Origin of the sequence: Rahnella sp. PCH160, assembly GCF_047784855.1 — a bacterium.
GTDB lineage: Bacteria > Pseudomonadota > Gammaproteobacteria > Enterobacterales > Enterobacteriaceae > Rahnella.
Genome location: NZ_JBLOGT010000002.1, coordinates 558,259 through 573,886, shown reverse-complemented (window position 1 = coordinate 573,886; position 15,628 = coordinate 558,259). Strand labels below are relative to the sequence as shown.

The window sequence follows — 15,628 nt, the reverse complement described above, 5'->3', positions numbered from 1 at the left end:
GCCGCGCCTGCATCAGAATCAGCCAGCATAGTGGCCAGCCAGTCCGGGAGACCCGCGCCGGTCAGCGCCTTTGCAAATTCGGCTTCCGGCAGGTTGACGTAATCCACTTTCTTACCGGACTGCTGCGCAATTTCGGCGGAGAATTCAGCCAGTGTATACGCTTCATCGCCTGCCAGTTCGTAGACTTTACCCGCCTGATTATCGAGGGTCAGCACCGCTGCGGCGGCTTCTGCATAATCCTGACGCGCGGCCGAAGCAATACGCCCTTCACCGACAGCACCGATAAACGCATTGTGCGCCAGTGCCGGTGCGATGCTCGCCGCATAGTTTTCGGTGTACCAACCGTTACGCAGCACAACATGAGGCACGCCGGATTCACTCAGCGCTTTTTCTGTCGCGCGGTGTTCCACGCCCAGGCCCAGCGGGCTTTTGTCTGCGTGCAACAGGCTGGTGTAGGCCAGCAATTTAACGCCTGCGCGTTTTGCGGCAGCAATCACCGCATTGTGCTGCGCTTCACGCTGACCCACTTCGCTGGAAGAAATCAGCAGCAGTTTTTCAACGCCTTTAAAGGCAGAATCCAGTGTTGCGGGCTGGCTGTAATCCGCCTGACGCACTTCCACACCCAAATCAGCCAGGTCTTTGGCTTTTTCAGGGCTGCGGACCGCAGCAACGATTTGATTAGCAGGCACTTTCTTCAAAAGTGCGGCAATAACGAGGCGGCCTAACTGGCCGGTAGCACCGGTGATTGCAATCATTTTGTTTCTCCAAAAAGTGTTTATTCAACATGAGGCCTGAAAAGACGCTGGCTCTGAAAACATCCTATGCGATATACTAACTTTTCGTAAGTACGCACCAAAAGGTTAGTATGAAAATAATTTCTTCCGATAAAACGGCAGAGCGTCTGCCCCTGACAGAACAAATACGTCGGGGCGAAGTGCTCGATCCTAACTGTCCGTCCCGCGAAATCCTCCGGCACATTACCAGCCGCTGGGTTTACTGATTTTGCTGGCCCTGAGCGACGAAAACGCTGCGTTTTAGCGAACTGCGCCGGAAAGTCGGGGGCGTCAGTGAGAAAAATGCTGGCGCAGACGTTGCAGTCGTTAGAAGAAGATGGTTTTGTTGACCGCCGTTCATTCCCGGTCGTGCCGCCGCACGTTGAGTATAGTCTGACGCCGCTGGGGATTGAGGTGAAGGATCAGGTTTCCGGGCTGGCGAACTGGCTGGAATCGAATTTGCACCGCGTCATGAAGCAGCGCAGCCTGCGCGTGGTCGGGGAAAATGAGTAACAAAAAAACTTAACAAGAAGGCCAAAATTCTCACCTATCATTGATTCAACTCGCCAACTAATATCATTTCATTGATTCGATAAATGATTTCATATTCAACAGGTGAGGTGGTAAATGTCCCAGTCTCAGACCCACAAGCAACACGTCACGCTTGTCATTACGCACAAAGTTGCGCCTGCCCGTGAAGCAGAATACGAAGCCTGGCTGAATAAAATCATGCCGCAGGCCAGTACGTTTCCGGGGCATCTGGGCGTCAACGTTATCCGCCCGAGCCGCAGCGGCGATGCCTATACCATTCTGGTCCGGTTCGACACGCTGGAAAATCTCAACGCCTGGCACAAATCAGACCTGCGCAAGCAACTGGTGGACGAAGTCAGCCCGCTGCTGTTGCAAAGCGACAGCACGGAAGTGCGCCCCGGCGCCGAATTCTGGTTCACCCCGCCAAGCGCCACGGTTCGTCCTCCGGCACGCTGGAAACAATATCTGCTGACCCTGCTGGTGATTTACCCGTCGACGCACATCGTACCCTGGTTTTGGGGTCTCTTTTTGCCGCAGCTCAAAGGCACGGAGGGCGGCCATTTACTCAATGACGCGTCCGTCGTTGCGCTGGTGGTATTCCTCTGGATGCCGGTTATTACCCGAGTTTTTCATTCATGGCTGACGCGCACAACCGCGCAATGACAGGAGCTTTTCCAATGACGAGTTTTGCTTCCCTGATCTTAACCAACGGTAAATTCCACACGGTCGACCGCGAAAAACCGCTGGCGAACGCTGTGGCCATTAAAGACGGCAAATTCCTTGCCGTCGGCACAGAAAATGAAGTGATGCAGTTCGCCGATGCAGGCACGCAGGTGGTTGATTTGCAAGGTCACACGGCAGTTCCCGGCCTTAACGACTCGCACCTTCACCTGATACGCGGCGGTCTGAATTACAATCTGGAATTACGCTGGGAAGGCGTGCCTTCTCTGGCGGATGCGCTGCGGATGCTCAAAGAGCAGGCCATGCGCACGCCAAGCCCGCAATGGGTTCGCGTCGTGGGCGGCTGGACTGAATTTCAGTTCGCCGAACGCCGGATGCCCACGCTCGATGAAATCAATCAGGCTGCGCCGGATACGCCGGTTTTCATCCTGCATCTCTATGACCGCGCCCTGCTCAACCGCGCTGCGCTGAAAGTGGTCGGTTACACCAAAGACACGCCCAATCCGCCGGGCGGCGAAATTCAGCGTGACAGCAATGGCAACCCGACGGGCATGCTGATTGCCAAACCGAACGCGATGATTTTGTACTCGACGTTGGCGAAAGGGCCAAAACTGCCTCTGGAACAACAGGTGAACTCCACGCGCCAGTTTATGCGCGAGCTGAACCGCCTCGGCCTGACCAGCGCCATCGACGCAGGTGGCGGTTTCCAGAATTATCCCGAGGATTATCAGATTATTGATGAACTTCATCAGAAAAATCAGCTGACGATCCGCATCGCCTACAACCTGTTCACGCAGCGGCCACAGCATGAGCTGGATGATTTCAAACTGTGGACCGACATGCTGAAACCCGGTCAGGGTACGGATTTCTATCGTCATAACGGCGCAGGCGAAATGTTAGTGTTCTCGGCGGCAGACTTTGAAGATTTCCTGCAACCGCGTCCGGATTTACCGCCGGGCACGGAAGTGGAGCTGGAGCGCGTGGTGCGCCATCTGGTCGAACACCGCTGGCCGTTCCGCCTGCACGCTACCTATGACGAATCCATCAGCCGTATGCTCGATGTGTTTGAGAAAGTGAACAGCGATATTCCGTTCAACGGTCTGCACTGGTTCTTCGACCACGCCGAAACCATCACCGAACGGAATATTGAGCGCGTCAAAGCGCTGGGCGGCGGGATTGCGGTCCAGCACCGTATGGCCTTCCAGGGGGAATATTTCGCTGAGCGCTACGGTCTCGAAGCCACCAAACATACGCCGCCGGTGGCGAAAATGTTGTCCGCCGGTTTACCGGTCGGGCTGGGTACCGATGCCACCCGCGTTGCCAGCTACAACCCGTGGACGGCGCTGTACTGGCTGGTTTCCGGCCGCACGGTGGGCGGAATGGCGATGTACGATGACGACGCAAGAATCGACCGCGAAACTGCGCTGATGTTGTGGACGCAGGGCAGCGCGTGGTTCTCCAGCGAGCAGGGCAAAAAAGGCCAAATCAGAGCCGGGCAACTGGCGGATCTGGCGGTGCTTTCTGAAGATTTCTTCAGCGTGCCGGAAGAACGCATCAAAGGGATTGAATCGGTGATGACAGTGGTAGACGGCAAAGTGGTGTACGCCGCGGGCGGATTCTCGCCGCTTTCGCCACCGGCGATCCCGGTTCTGCCGGACTGGTCGCCGGTGACCACCGTGCCGGGGCATTACCGTTCCGCACCTCCGCAAGGCGCAGCGCGCGTCGGGTTGGTTCGCCAGGCGCACCAGTGCGCAGGCCCTTGCGGCGTGCATAAACACAGTCATGACATTGCCCGCGGTTCCGATGTCCCGGTCTCCGACGACAACGCCTTCTGGGGCGCGCTGGGATGTTCGTGCTTCTCTTTCTGATACGTTGATTGAGCTGACATGCCCCTTACCCATCATCACGGGTAAGGGGTTACTCCTCGTTAAGCCTGCGGCTGCGCAATCACCGGGGGTAGCCAGCTGCGGTAGCCAAAGGTGCGGCGACCGACGACGATCAGCACCAATCCTAATGCCAGCGCAAAAACCAGAATAATGGCGATGATTTGCAACGGCATAAAGCTGCCCGCCAGCGCCGTTACCGCCAGACCACTGACCGGCACCGAACACATATTCATCAGGCCAATCAGTCCCATGGTTTTCCCCAGATGCTCCTGCGGAATAATCTGGCTACGCAAGGTGCGCAGATAGACACTGAATGCGCCGTCAAAGGCCATCAGCACCGCATAACCCACCAGATACATCGCGTAATCGACTGACAACGACATCAGCGCGCCAGACAAAATCATCCCGCAAAATGACAGTGTCCCGAGCGTGGAGAGACCAAAGCGTTTGGCAATGCGCGGCACAAAGAGAAACGTCACAATGGTGACCAGCGCGGCGGAAGTTTGTAATACGCCAAAATAGCTTTCCGGCAGGTGAAACTCTTTGAGGATCACCGCCGCACTCACCACCAGCGCCGCCCCGTAGACCAGATTCACCACCCAGGTCAGCGCACACAGATGCAGCAGGATTTTATTCTGCTTAAGTACATGAATCGCCTTAAGGTTTGATTCCACAATTGAGCGGAAACTCATCTTTTCGGCAACCACCAGATCATGCGTTTCGAGGAACAGATAGTTGATGGCAGAGACAGCAAACAGCACGGCGGCACAGGCTAAAATGGCTCCGACGCCACCATAAACAGAAATGGCTACCGCCAGCGCTGGCCCGAGGACCTGCGTGGTCTGATCAACGCCTTGTAACATTGAATGTGCTTTCGGCAAGGTCTCTGCCGGAATATGGCGCGGTAACAACGCCTCAGTCGCCACAAAGTTCAGCACATAAGCGACAGACAGCAGCGCCATCATGACGGCCAGTACCGGGAATGTGGCGCTGGGATGAAAAGTCAGGGTCAGGAAGGCCACCACCATCAACACCGAGCGCCCTGCTTCTACGTTGAAGAAGATAAAACGCGGTTTGATACGGTCGGCCAGAAAACCAGACAGCGGGAAAAACAGAATACGCGGCAGCCATTCAATGACGAAGGCCAGCGAAGAAAAGGTCAACGATCCGGTGGCTTTCAAAATCGCCAGCGGAACGGCAAACAGCAGAAACTGATCGCACAGTGACCCGGCAAAGCGGGAAAAGACAAAACGTTTTAGTCCAAAACGATCACTGTTCATATCGTCACTATCCTTAAAAGAGTTCAGGGGCCACCGGCACAGGCACGGCGGCCCGGTTAATATCAAGCCTGACGAAGCGTAAACAGTGAACGCGCGTACTGATCGGCAATCGTTAAATGCTCATCAAAACCCGGTTCCGCTGCACGCTGTGGCCAGAAATACTCCACCGAACCTTCGCGGGTTTTCCACGACACCAGCTTTTTCGACGTATCCAGCGGCTTCGCCGTGACCTGCATATTCACCACGTGGTCTGGCAGGCTGGCGGGCAGAGTGACTTTCTCAATCACGCCTTCGTCGGCTTTAATAAACGCGACGGCGCTCAGACCACGCGGTTTCAGGGTGTCAGGAAGGGGTTTAAGTTTGTTCAGATGGCTGAGTACGTGCAGTTCATAAGGATTGATACCGTAGGTTCTTTCCACCAGATCCATAATGGTATCGCCACCGGTACGCGCCCCCACTTCAATGATTTTGATTTCACCCGCGGGCGTGATTCGCGCTTCAAAATGCGCCACGCCGTAGCGGATCCCCAGTGCATGACAGGCGCGTTCGGCGATATCACGCAGTTGCTTATTGTCACTGTGCAGCGACGGCATGCTGTGGCCCACTTCCACAAAATTCGGCTCTTCACCCAGGTATTTGTCGGTCACGGCCATCGCCCGGTGATAGTCGCCCTGATTGATCACCTCAACGCTGACCTCCTGCCATGCCGGGATATATTCCTCGACCTGGAAGAGATCTTCCGGCGCAAATGATTCCCCGTTCAGAGAAATGACATCGGTCACGCATTTGCCGAAAATTTCTTCGATTTCATCTTCACGACTGATTTTTAACACACCCAGGCTGCCCGCCATTTCACGGGGTTTAATCACCACCGGCAGACCGATCTCTGCGATCAGTTTCTTGAGTTCATTCAGGGTTCGAAACGCAGCGAAGCGAGGTACCGGCAGGCCAGCGGCTTGCAGGATCTGCTTCATGACAAATTTGTCGCGGCAGTTAGTGATCGTCTGACTGTCATTCCCGTGCAACTGGTAATACTCATTCAGCAGGCTGGCGGCGCGAACGGTAAAGTCGTTCATCGGGATCACCGCCGCAGGGCTTTCACCGGTTTTCTCCTGATGAGCCTGAACGGCACGCAGCACAGCCTCAGCATCAGCCACATCGCCCGGCAAAAAGCCGTCGAAAAATTTGATTGTCGGCGTGGTGCGGTTTTTCGCCATGGTGAGTACCCGCATGCCGCCAGAAGCCCGCAGGGCACCGGCCAGAACGCGTTCACGTAAGGCGAATTCACCGCCCAGGATCAGAATATAGGTGTTGTTCATGTTAAAACTCCTGCAAGTCATGAGTGGCCGTTATGCCGGCCATCGGATTAAAGTTCTTTACCAATCGTCCAGCCGCCGTCGATAACCAGTGTGGAACCTGTCACAAATCGCGCCTCGGGAGAGGTGAGATACATCGCCGCGTGTGCCACATCCCGGGTTTCGCCCAGCACAGGCAGGTATTGACCGCGTTGGATCTTCTCCATCTGGGCCGGGTTGTCGTAATAAGGTTCGGTCAGCGGCGTGCGGATCACGCCGGGCGCAATGGCATTCACCCGGATCTGATGTTTGCCGTATTCCAGCGCCAGTTGTTTAGTCAGGCCGATCACGGCGTGTTTTGACGAGACGTAGGCGGTGCGATCCGGCTCGCCCATCAGCCCGGAAACCGAGGCGATATTGACGGCATTGCCCGGCAAGTTATGCCGAACCAGTTGCTGGCAGAAGGCGCGTCCGGCCACGAAGCTGGCGGTCACGTTGACGGCAAAAACCTTTTCCCACAGTGACAGCGATAATTCATCAATGCGGCAGATTTCACGGGTTCCGGCGCAGTTGATTAAAACGTTGTTACCGCTGGCGTACTCTGCCGCTTCAAACAGACCATCCAGGCGCGCGGAGTCGGTAATATCCAGCTGGTGGTGAGAGTAGTCAGGTTCATCAGCGAAAACGGACGGGGCGCAGTCAATGCCCTCGACCACATAACCGGCGGCGAGATAGGCCGCCACCATTGACTGACCGATGCCACTGGATGCTCCGGTGATAAAAGCTTTCAGGTTCAGGCTCATGCCGCCTCTCCTTCATTACGTTGGAACGTGACCAAAATGATGTCACGCACAGCAGTCTTTCCGGGTTTCCGGCAACCCACCGGCGTCACGGCATGGTATTTGTCGTGATTCACCACCAGCGTGTCGAACAACGTCTCCAGACGCAGCACCCGCTCAATATTTTTAGGGTTCGGCGCGATCAGATTGTCGCCACCCAGCATGTTGGCGGAGGCATGGATCAGATGCACAAACACCACGTCCTCATCATCTTTATGTAGCCACACTGGCGAGCTGTACGCAGGTGAACCGCACTGCGCCTCGTAGCGGAACAGGTGAATGCCGATGGTCAGTTCATCCAGCGGCCCGATACGCTCATAGGCTTCCACCAAAGCGATATCGTCTTGCAAAATTGCCTGCATCAGACGGTTAGCGGTGATATTTTTCGGCAATAAGGGATATTGGCGAATAATACCGCCGGTATCCGGATTGTATTTTTTAGTTTGCTTATATGCCGTGAATTGACCAAAAGAAAGTTCCCCCTGCGCATTACGACGACATTGCGCATAACCGCGCCAGCGGTTACCCGGAGAATAAGGATCCAGCGTCAGATTCTCGTACGCCAGTTTTAACTGCTCCAGGTCAGAAAGAAAAGTATCTTTGTTTTCGTAATTCGCTTCAGGCAACGCCTGATAATAACTGCCAGGAATAAAAGCGTATCCCTCGGCAGCAAGATGATTAACATGTTCCATATCAGACTCATTATTAATTCAGAAGGAAGAGTGTATAATCCGTCATTGTTAATTCATTCCGGTCAGGTCCAATACACCACTTTGCTGTTACTGAGTCTGCCAATAAAGCGCCCGGCTGTAAGACGGCTTCCCTGACTTACACTGCTCACACCGTGCAAATGACAGGCGTTCATAAAGTAAATATCGCCAGCATTCAGTTGAACGGATAATGACTCCACGCCCTGCAGCAGATGTGGGGGATAAGGGTAACCGGTGTCCGTCACACCAAAACGGGCGCGGCAGTGTTCGTCCGGGTCGAGATTCCACATTTTCAGTTCACCGCCGCCCTGTGCCGCTTCCAGACACACGTTGAAAGCAGTCACCGTCATTGCATCGGCAATTTCGAAATTATCCTGAAGCGCAAATTTGAGCTGGGCGCGGTCTTCATGCGGCATCAGCGACATGGCACCGTTATCCAGCCAGCGGCGGAAAGTGGCAAAACAGGCGTAAGTATTTTTATAACGCGCCGGGCCAAAGTGAATGCCTTCCTCGAGGAATAAATCTTCCAGCGTGCGGTTGAGGAACAGGGATTCTGTGGCATACGTGTCTGTCACTGACATCAGTTCGGCGACGCTGGCATTCACCCGGTTCACTTCCGCCATATATTGTTCGCCATTACGTGAGAACTGCGTGGCGCCAATCTGGTTGGTCAGTACAAAACCGTCATCCGCACGGTTTCCACCGCCGTTGCGATTCACCATCTTATTGAAGTTTTCAGCCACATCCTGGCAAATCTGTTTATTCGCGAAATTACGAATAACATATAAAACATTGCCCTGATGATGGCCATGCAGAATAATATTTCTGATAACGCTGGCATCAACATTATCGGGCTGCGTCTCTAAATAACCGAAATTCTTTTTCACAGAGCCAGACAAAATCATCTCTTGCTGTTTTTCAGCTAATAGTTCACTCATGATGTTCCTGCCAAAGAATATTTAAAGGATAACCGCGCGAAAATAACGTAATAAAATTAAGTATAAATATAAATCAGAGGCTATATAAATAAAGGCGAATACAACATCCCGCCCTGCGACCATAAATTATTATCACGACGCGCCTGGTTCAGTTCTGAGTATTTCCCCAGATTGCGCTGGAATATTTCACCGTAGTTGCCTACCTGAAGAATAATCTCGCGAATAAATTCAGGCCGCAGACCCAGATTCTTGCAATTCTGTTCCGACGGATACAGGAAGGTCTTCAGATACCCCGTCGCCTCCTGACTCATTTCATGAATATTTTTGCTGCTGATTTGCAGGTTTTCCGCTTCAATCAGCGCACGCATGATCCAGGTCACCGCTTTCAGCCACTGCGGGTCATGCGATGCAACCGCCGGTGACATGGTTTCCAGTGAGATACGATCCTGCAAGATAATGTGCGCGTCTTTATCCTTCAGCTGAGCGCGTTCACCGGCCAGCAGATAGGAATCGAGACAGTAGATATTGCATTCACCATGCTGATAAGCCTGGCGTGCCTGAGACGGCGAATCAAACAGACTGATTTCGCAGTACAGGTTTAAATTTCCAAAATAACGCTTCAGATTTTCTTCGGTTGTTGAACCGCGCATGGCCGCTATCCGGCGCTTGCGGGTATAACTTGCCTGTTCAACCGGTTCGAGCAAATTACTGGCCGGCGTCATCAGCACTTCACCGTCAAACAGCATCGGATGAACAAAAGTGACCTCTGATTCCGCCTCACGCTGGAAAGTAATACTGGAATTGAACGAACCCAGATCAATCACACCATCACGCAGCGCCCGGAAACGGTCACCAGACTGCAACGGCATATAATGGATTTTTCCGACGTCGCCAAAGACCGCCACCGCGACAGCCCGGGCTAAATCAATGTCGAACCCTTCCCAGCAATTCTTTATGGAATTACGAAATGACAACCCTTTAAAACCCAGACTAACGCCAACATTTAGCACATCGCGCTGGCGGATCATTTCAATTACCGTTTGGTTTGGCATAGCTAACCTGTTAAATAAATTGATTATTATGGTCGATTTGCACCCGATGAGGCCTCTGTTGAACATCATACGGCTTGATGCTAATTTGGCTAGATATCCCAGAAACAAAAGAGCTATGCGTGAAGAACACAAGTGAGTTAGCAGAACTGCTTCCCAGTTTGTCCGTTTTTATTCAGGTGGTTGAAAAAGGAAGCTTTTCTTCGGCAGGACGTGAGACCTCGATGGCCCCCTCGTCAGTAAGCAGGATGATCGACAGGCTGGAGAAACGCCTCAATGTGGTGTTGTTTACCCGCTCCACGCGATCGGTCACGACGACCGAGGTCGGGCTCGAGATTTACCGGCAGGCGCAGGCCGTATTATCCGCCACGCAGGCACTCTTCTCCCAGGCGGATAGTTTCAGTGATACCCCTCAGGGTGTTTTGCGTATTACCGCGCCGAATACGCTGGGTAAAATTCTGCTCACACCGTTTCTGCCCGCATTTTTACGCCGTTACCCCGAGATCAATGTCGAGCTGACATTGTCTGACAGGGTCAGTAATCTGGCGCAAGACGCTTATGACCTGGCGCTGCGGGTCACCGAAAGCCCGCCGGAAAACATGGTGGCCCGCGCCCTGATGCCGATCGATTACGTATTAGTGTGTTCCGCGGATTACGACGAAGTGCTGCCGGATTTCCCCGCCGGACTCATCAAACACAACATTTTTTTCCCTGATGAACGGCAATTTCGCGGCGCATGGCGCTTCTGGCAAAATGAAATCATGGAAAGTGTGACGCTGGTTCCAAGGCTGATGATCAATAACAGCGACGCCATGATTGACGCCATTCTGCAAGGTGTCGGCATTGCGCTGATCCCTACGTTTATCGCCAACCGGTACATCGCCAGCGGTAAACTGCGCCGCGTTTTACCTGACTGGCGCGTGGAAAACCCGCTCCCGCGCAACACCTACGCGATCACCCTGCCCAACAAACTCCTGCCGCTTAAAACGCGGGTCTTTATCGATGATTTTATGCAATGGATTAAAGCGGAAAGCCGGATTTAGGCGAGATTTGTCGCAGAAAGACAAAACGCCCGGTGGGGGATCGGGCTTACAAGCAGCGGAGGTTTGGGCGGAGTTGCGGCACTGCCCGTCACGCAGCCAATGCAGACCGCGAAACATTCATGGCTCAGCCACCTGTTTACCTGACCGCCCACTCTTCTGAACTGAGAATGACCTGTAAAAAAATAAATGCAGGTCTTTCCTGCAGGAAAGAAACTAAAAGAGGGTCAAAAATCTTATCAATAACTCGAGAAAGCCCGCATTAATTTCATAGCAACAGCTATTTAATCGAACAAAATCCGCGCACAATGTTTCGCGCGACAAGCAAACATTCCTGAATATTCTCCACAAGTTACCCTCCGCTAAAAGCAATTCCCCGTTATGTTGGCATACAAGATATGACTTCATAACTTGACTTCATAAAATCACAAAGGGAAAATGACTTCACAGAATGAAGTCATAAAATACGAAATGACAGAATCCGTTTCGGTGTTAAGGAAAAGACAAAAAAACACGCTAGACCAGATTTCTAAAACGCCGGTATCCTCGGGTATCAAATGGTCAGATATTGAATCTTTGATCAAATCGTTAGGTGGCGAAATTAAAGAAGGAAGCGGCTCCCGGGTGCGATTCCTGCTTAATGGCAGCATCGCCCGATTTCACCGCCCACATCCGTCTCCGGATACAGATAAAGGCGCGGTCGTCAGTCTGCGCGAATGGTTGGAAAGCATAGGAGTAAATCCATAATGAGCAAAACTACAACGCTCAACACAATGAACATCGGCGGCCAGCCCGCAGTTATCAGCTACGTACCTGAACTTGGTATGTTCCGGGGCAAATTTTTGGGCTTATCTGGATATTGTGATTTTGTTTCTGACAGTATTCAGGGGCTGAACAAGGAAGGTGAAATTTCCCTTCGTGAATATCTGGAAGATTGCAGTGCAACCGGTGTTGAACCCTACGCAAAACAGGAAAAAATTAAAACCTTCACCCTGCGCTATCCTGAATCCTTCGGAGACCGGCTAAATCAGGCAGCCGCTGAGAATGAAGTTTCCGTTAACGCGTTCATCGTTGAAACGCTTAACGAACGCATGAAACACGTTTAAATCTGCACAGCAAAAAGCCCGCCGCAAGCATAGTGCCAGCAGCGGGCTTTATGTTTTTCATGTTTATAAATCCTTAAACGTCCCCAACCTGAACCCACGTTCTGCAATAGCCTGTTTCAGCGATGCAGACGTCAGCACGTCCAGCTCCGCCAGTCGCGGATAACAATATTTGCTCGCCAGGATCGTGTTATCAAGAAACGAAGGGTGGCACATGATTTCGAGAGATTCGTCGCCGCGCGCGGTGGCCTGATCCAGCGTTTTCAGAAATAGCGCTTCTGAAATCGCCTCGCCGTAGAAAGTGCTGTCGAAACCTTGCGTGCTTTGCGCACCGCGCAGGACAATTTCGCCTTTCCTGATTTCATCGCGGTCGATGCGTATCGCCACGCCCTGTTCTTTCGCAAAAGCTTCCACAATCGGAAAAATCGGCGCAAGCAGATGCACGTGATGATGGCTGTCTATATGCGTAGGAAGTCGGCTAAACAGTTCCGTAAACCGCGCAAACTGGGCTTTCAGCTCCTGCTTAATTTCATCAAGCGGCAGCGTGCCCTGCTCCGCCATTTCCCAGATCCATTTTCCCAGTTCACCGTTTTCGCGCACCAGACCGGGCATCGGCGAAAGCGGTTTTCCCAGCGTCAGGACAAAATGCATTCCGACGGCCAGGCCCGGATTTTCCGCACTCAGCGCCGCAGCATGCCCGATGGTCGGCATATTCATCATCGCCGTGGTGGACGTTACGACGCCATTGGTGAACGCGTCGATAATCCCGTAGTTTTGCGCTTTGCACAGCCCGAAATCGTCGGCATTCACAATCAGTAATTTATCCATAAGCGTCCCTTTTAACGCGCCCTCCTTTTTACGGGAGGGCGGCGGATTATTTCAGCGCGGCAATGGTCTCGGCAAAGTTTGGCAGCAGCGCTTCATGGGCGAGCAACATTTCACGCGCCAGTATTTCAGCATCTTTATCAGAATGAATCAGCGGGCTGAGGTTCAGCGCCAGCAGGACATCGTTGAGTTTGCCACTCAGCGCCGCTTCGCTGGCCGCGATTTCAAAGCCTTTGATGGTGTAGATCAGGCCGAGCACTTTATCGTCAAAGTGCGTCACACGCGGATGCGGTTTCGCGCCGTCGCGGCCAATCGTGCAGGTCATTTCCACCGCCCAGTCTGCGGGAATGTTATCAATATGGCCGTTGTGCGGGAAGTTGACGTACTGCTCGGTCTGTTTGTCGTTGTAAATCGCACTGATCACTTCACAAGCCGCATCGGAGTAATACGCGCCGCCGCGCAATTCCAGCTCTTTCGGTTTGACGTTCAGCTCCGGATTTTTGTACAGGTCGAAGAGTTGTTTCTCGACTTTCTGTACCACGGTTGCGCGCGCGCCGCCCTTGTAGAATTCGCCCATTTCAATCGCCAGCATCTCTTTCTGCTTGAAGTAATACAGCAGATACGAGCATGGCAGCAGGTTCAGCGAGCGGATCAGCCCTTCGCTGAACGGTAAATCAAAGATGTTTTTCACCGAACCGGCCGTCAGGGTGCCAGAGGCGACGCCGTCGAGCAGTTCCGCAAAGCGTGATTCACCGTTAACCAGTACGTCTTTGATGAACACCATATGGTTCAGGCCAAAAAGGTCGATCGATAAATCGTCTTCGGCTGACAGCTTCAGCACGTCCTGAATGAACATTTTCATGCCAACAGGAATGTTGCAGACGCCGATGAATTTTTTGAATTGGGTGTGACGGAATACCGCTTCTGTCACCATGCCAGCCGGGTTGGTGAAGTTTATCACCCAGGCATCCGGGCAGATTTCTTCGACATCTTTGATGATGTCAAAAATCACCGGGATCGTGCGTAATCCTTTGAATAACCCGCCTGCGCCGTTGGTTTCCTGGCCCAGATAACCGTGGCTCAGCGGGATACGCTCATCCAGTTCACGCGCTTTTAATTGCCCGACGCGCAGCTGCGTGGTGACAAAATCTGCACCCGCCAGCGCTTCGCGGCGATCCAGCGTTTTGTGAATTTCAATTGGCACACCCGCGCGTTCAACCATGCGCACGCACAGATCGTAAATAATATCCTGTTTGGCTTTTCCGCCTTCAACATCGACCAGCCACAATTCGGTAACCGGCAACTCTTCGTAACGCTTAATAAAGCCTTCAAGTAATTCAGGGGTATAACTGCTTCCGCCACCAATAGTGACAACTTTCAGTTTTTTACGCATAGGAGCTCCCGTGCAACAATCATGCACTGTAAATTACAAAAACGATTAAAATAAGCCATTAAAAATAACGGGCATTTAGTTAATGCTGAATAATTTCTTCCTGTAATGATTTGGCGTAAAAGAAGTTAGCCTCTTGAAATTCTTTATAAACATACTCGGGCTGCTATAGCCGGATTCAAACGCAATATCAGTAACGGAGTAGTTTGTAATTTCCAGCTGCTTCTTCGCAAAATCAATACGAATCTCATTGATGATTTGCATCGGCGTTTTGCCGTAATGGCGCTGCGTGGCGCGGGTCAGATATTCCTGTGACTTACCGGATAACTGCACCATATTGGATAAGGCTTTGTCCCCGAAACGGGATTTATCATGCATTTTCTCAACCGCCATCATCAGCCAGCCTGGAATATCCGCCGTCACTTCAGATTCACGGTGGTGGCGCAGGCGGTTAACGATATAAAACGTCACCATCTCCAGAAATTCATTAAATTCGCCGTTACGAAAATTAAGGGACGCCGTGACGGACTCAATATAATTCAGAAATTCGGGGTTTATTTTATACACCTGCGACGCGATAAATTGTGCCGGTAACAGAGCCAGATAATGCTGTTCGAAAAATGCTTTGCTGATGCCGACATTTAATATTCTTGTCGCGCCAAATTCATAAAAGCTTTGATGATTAGAACCCAGAGGAATAAAAACGAAATCTCCGCGTTCAAGCAATACCCTTTTCCCGTTGACGTTCTGGTAATACCGCCCCGTCAGCACCACAGTAAATTCGTAGTAATCATGTTCATGCAGCCCGGAAATACTCTCTACTTTGTTGTAGATGAACATGTGGAAATTTTGACCGTCGAAGAGTTGATTTTCGCGCGCTGTCTTGATTTCCATGCTCAATACCTGTGGCTGCATCCCGGATCCCTACGTTATTTTATTTTTTCATGAAGCTCAATGAGTTCTGCAATCAGTTCACGGGCCAGCATCGATGTCATCAGGTGATCCTGTGCGTGAACCAGCACCAGGCTGACTTTGGTTTTCCCTTCACCCTGATCGTCTTCAATCAGTTTGGTCTGCACCAGATGCGCTTCGTTGAGCGCCATTTTTGACTGCGCCATCACCGCACGCGCTTGCTCGAAATCGCCCTCTTTGGCTTTTTTCAGTGCGGCGTATGCCAGGCTTCGTGCCTGCCCCGAGTTAATGATTAACCCCATCACCACTTCTTCCAGATCCTGCAACTCGGTTTCGGTATCTTCGATATGGTCTAAATCAAACATGTTTATCTCTC

At 52.2% G+C, this 15,628-nt stretch carries 16 protein-coding genes and 1 pseudogene; 6 read left to right on the top strand and 11 right to left on the bottom strand.

Annotated features, from left to right (window positions below; translation table 11 throughout):
• The coding region (locus tag ACM5QY_RS25470; RefSeq protein WP_416123403.1) for an SDR family oxidoreductase at positions 1–755 on the bottom strand (755 nt) is incomplete at its 3' end.
• Between the two features lie 110 nt (positions 756–865).
• Here ACM5QY_RS25470 and ACM5QY_RS25465 point away from each other — a divergent pair.
• The 3 genes and pseudogenes from ACM5QY_RS25465 to ACM5QY_RS25455 all read left to right on the top strand — a co-directional run bounded on the left by ACM5QY_RS25465 (position 866) and on the right by ACM5QY_RS25455 (position 3,853).
• Positions 866–1,286: pseudogene (locus tag ACM5QY_RS25465) on the top strand (winged helix-turn-helix transcriptional regulator).
• Positions 1,287–1,400: 114 nt separating this feature from the next.
• Positions 1,401–1,967 carry an antibiotic biosynthesis monooxygenase gene (locus tag ACM5QY_RS25460; protein WP_416122978.1) on the top strand — a complete coding sequence of 189 codons (567 nt, stop codon included), beginning with the start codon at positions 1,401–1,403 and terminating at the stop codon, positions 1,965–1,967.
• A 14-nt stretch (positions 1,968–1,981) separates the two neighbouring features.
• Positions 1,982–3,853, top strand: a complete 1,872-nt coding sequence (locus ACM5QY_RS25455; RefSeq protein ID WP_416122977.1) for an amidohydrolase — start codon at positions 1,982–1,984, stop codon at positions 3,851–3,853.
• A gap of 59 nt (positions 3,854–3,912) precedes the next feature.
• On the opposite strand, the gene ACM5QY_RS25450 is transcribed toward ACM5QY_RS25455, so the two are convergent.
• The 6 genes from ACM5QY_RS25450 to ACM5QY_RS25425 all read right to left on the bottom strand — a co-directional run bounded on the left by ACM5QY_RS25450 (position 3,913) and on the right by ACM5QY_RS25425 (position 9,985).
• A complete protein-coding gene (locus ACM5QY_RS25450) occupies positions 3,913–5,151 on the bottom strand; it encodes an MFS transporter (RefSeq protein WP_416122976.1) in 1,239 nt (412 codons plus the stop codon).
• Positions 5,152–5,213: 62 nt separating this feature from the next.
• Positions 5,214–6,470: an ATP-grasp domain-containing protein gene (locus ACM5QY_RS25445; protein WP_416123402.1), complete on the bottom strand. Its 1,257-nt coding sequence runs from the start codon at positions 6,468–6,470 to the stop codon at positions 5,214–5,216.
• A 47-nt stretch (positions 6,471–6,517) separates the two neighbouring features.
• On the bottom strand, positions 6,518–7,249 hold the full coding sequence (locus tag ACM5QY_RS25440) for an SDR family NAD(P)-dependent oxidoreductase (protein ID WP_416123401.1): 732 nt from the start codon (positions 7,247–7,249) through the stop codon (positions 6,518–6,520).
• Positions 7,246–7,977, bottom strand: coding sequence for a 3(1)-hydroxy-L-isoleucine 4-dioxygenase HilB (gene hilB / locus ACM5QY_RS25435; protein ID WP_416123400.1), 732 nt, complete (start codon positions 7,975–7,977; stop codon positions 7,246–7,248). Before hilB ends, ACM5QY_RS25440 begins: the two co-directional genes overlap by 4 nt.
• 62 nt (positions 7,978–8,039) lie before the next feature.
• Positions 8,040–8,933 (bottom strand): L-isoleucine 3(1)-dioxygenase, encoded by an 894-nt coding sequence (gene hilA, locus ACM5QY_RS25430; protein WP_416123399.1) that lies wholly within the window; start codon positions 8,931–8,933, stop codon positions 8,040–8,042.
• Between the two features lie 80 nt (positions 8,934–9,013).
• Positions 9,014–9,985 carry a transporter substrate-binding domain-containing protein gene (locus tag ACM5QY_RS25425; RefSeq protein ID WP_416123398.1) on the bottom strand — a complete coding sequence of 324 codons (972 nt, stop codon included), beginning with the start codon at positions 9,983–9,985 and terminating at the stop codon, positions 9,014–9,016.
• Between the two features lie 119 nt (positions 9,986–10,104).
• On the opposite strand from ACM5QY_RS25425, the gene ACM5QY_RS25420 reads away from it, so the two are divergent.
• The 3 genes from ACM5QY_RS25420 to ACM5QY_RS25410 all read left to right on the top strand — a co-directional run bounded on the left by ACM5QY_RS25420 (position 10,105) and on the right by ACM5QY_RS25410 (position 12,128).
• The gene (locus ACM5QY_RS25420) at positions 10,105–11,025 is read left to right on the top strand and encodes a LysR family transcriptional regulator (RefSeq protein WP_195812990.1); all 921 of its coding nucleotides are present in this window, start codon (positions 10,105–10,107) and stop codon (positions 11,023–11,025) included.
• A 468-nt stretch (positions 11,026–11,493) separates the two neighbouring features.
• Positions 11,494–11,769 carry a type II toxin-antitoxin system HicA family toxin gene (locus tag ACM5QY_RS25415; RefSeq protein WP_416123436.1) on the top strand — a complete coding sequence of 92 codons (276 nt, stop codon included), beginning with the start codon at positions 11,494–11,496 and terminating at the stop codon, positions 11,767–11,769.
• The gene (locus ACM5QY_RS25410; RefSeq protein ID WP_416123397.1) at positions 11,769–12,128 is read left to right on the top strand and encodes a type II toxin-antitoxin system HicB family antitoxin; all 360 of its coding nucleotides are present in this window, start codon (positions 11,769–11,771) and stop codon (positions 12,126–12,128) included. Before ACM5QY_RS25415 ends, ACM5QY_RS25410 begins: the two co-directional genes overlap by 1 nt.
• A gap of 63 nt (positions 12,129–12,191) precedes the next feature.
• Here ACM5QY_RS25410 and chbG read toward each other — a convergent pair whose 3' ends face one another.
• The 4 genes from chbG to chbA all read right to left on the bottom strand — a co-directional run bounded on the left by chbG (position 12,192) and on the right by chbA (position 15,617).
• The gene (gene chbG, locus ACM5QY_RS25405) at positions 12,192–12,953 is read right to left on the bottom strand and encodes a chitin disaccharide deacetylase (RefSeq protein ID WP_416123396.1); all 762 of its coding nucleotides are present in this window, start codon (positions 12,951–12,953) and stop codon (positions 12,192–12,194) included.
• Between the two features lie 46 nt (positions 12,954–12,999).
• Positions 13,000–14,343, bottom strand: a complete 1,344-nt coding sequence (locus ACM5QY_RS25400) for a 6-phospho-beta-glucosidase (protein ID WP_416123395.1) — start codon at positions 14,341–14,343, stop codon at positions 13,000–13,002.
• Between the two features lie 75 nt (positions 14,344–14,418).
• Positions 14,419–15,255, bottom strand: a complete 837-nt coding sequence (gene chbR / locus ACM5QY_RS25395) for a transcriptional regulator ChbR (protein WP_416123394.1) — start codon at positions 15,253–15,255, stop codon at positions 14,419–14,421.
• A gap of 14 nt (positions 15,256–15,269) precedes the next feature.
• Positions 15,270–15,617: a PTS N,N'-diacetylchitobiose transporter subunit IIA gene (gene chbA / locus ACM5QY_RS25390; protein WP_416123393.1), complete on the bottom strand. Its 348-nt coding sequence runs from the start codon at positions 15,615–15,617 to the stop codon at positions 15,270–15,272.
• Positions 15,618–15,628 lie beyond the last annotated feature (11 nt).

What these genes read in the sequence shown, in the direction of transcription:
- ACM5QY_RS25460 (WP_416122978.1), top strand. Translation starts at nt 1,401, where the DNA reads ATGTCCCAGTCTCAGACCCACAAGCAACACGTCACGCTTGTCATTACG.
- ACM5QY_RS25455 (WP_416122977.1), top strand. Translation starts at nt 1,982, where the DNA reads ATGACGAGTTTTGCTTCCCTGATCTTAACCAACGGTAAATTCCACACG.
- ACM5QY_RS25450 (WP_416122976.1), bottom strand. Translation starts at nt 5,151, where the DNA reads ATGAACAGTGATCGTTTTGGACTAAAACGTTTTGTCTTTTCCCGCTTT.
- ACM5QY_RS25445 (WP_416123402.1), bottom strand. Translation starts at nt 6,470, where the DNA reads ATGAACAACACCTATATTCTGATCCTGGGCGGTGAATTCGCCTTACGT.
- ACM5QY_RS25440 (WP_416123401.1), bottom strand. Translation starts at nt 7,249, where the DNA reads ATGAGCCTGAACCTGAAAGCTTTTATCACCGGAGCATCCAGTGGCATC.
- hilB (WP_416123400.1), bottom strand. Translation starts at nt 7,977, where the DNA reads ATGGAACATGTTAATCATCTTGCTGCCGAGGGATACGCTTTTATTCCT.
- hilA (WP_416123399.1), bottom strand. Translation starts at nt 8,933, where the DNA reads ATGAGTGAACTATTAGCTGAAAAACAGCAAGAGATGATTTTGTCTGGC.
- ACM5QY_RS25425 (WP_416123398.1), bottom strand. Translation starts at nt 9,985, where the DNA reads ATGCCAAACCAAACGGTAATTGAAATGATCCGCCAGCGCGATGTGCTA.
- ACM5QY_RS25415 (WP_416123436.1), top strand. Translation starts at nt 11,494, where the DNA reads ATGACAGAATCCGTTTCGGTGTTAAGGAAAAGACAAAAAAACACGCTA.
- ACM5QY_RS25410 (WP_416123397.1), top strand. Translation starts at nt 11,769, where the DNA reads ATGAGCAAAACTACAACGCTCAACACAATGAACATCGGCGGCCAGCCC.
- chbG (WP_416123396.1), bottom strand. Translation starts at nt 12,953, where the DNA reads ATGGATAAATTACTGATTGTGAATGCCGACGATTTCGGGCTGTGCAAA.
- ACM5QY_RS25400 (WP_416123395.1), bottom strand. Translation starts at nt 14,343, where the DNA reads ATGCGTAAAAAACTGAAAGTTGTCACTATTGGTGGCGGAAGCAGTTAT.
- chbR (WP_416123394.1), bottom strand. Translation starts at nt 15,255, where the DNA reads ATGCAGCCACAGGTATTGAGCATGGAAATCAAGACAGCGCGCGAAAAT.
- chbA (WP_416123393.1), bottom strand. Translation starts at nt 15,617, where the DNA reads ATGTTTGATTTAGACCATATCGAAGATACCGAAACCGAGTTGCAGGAT.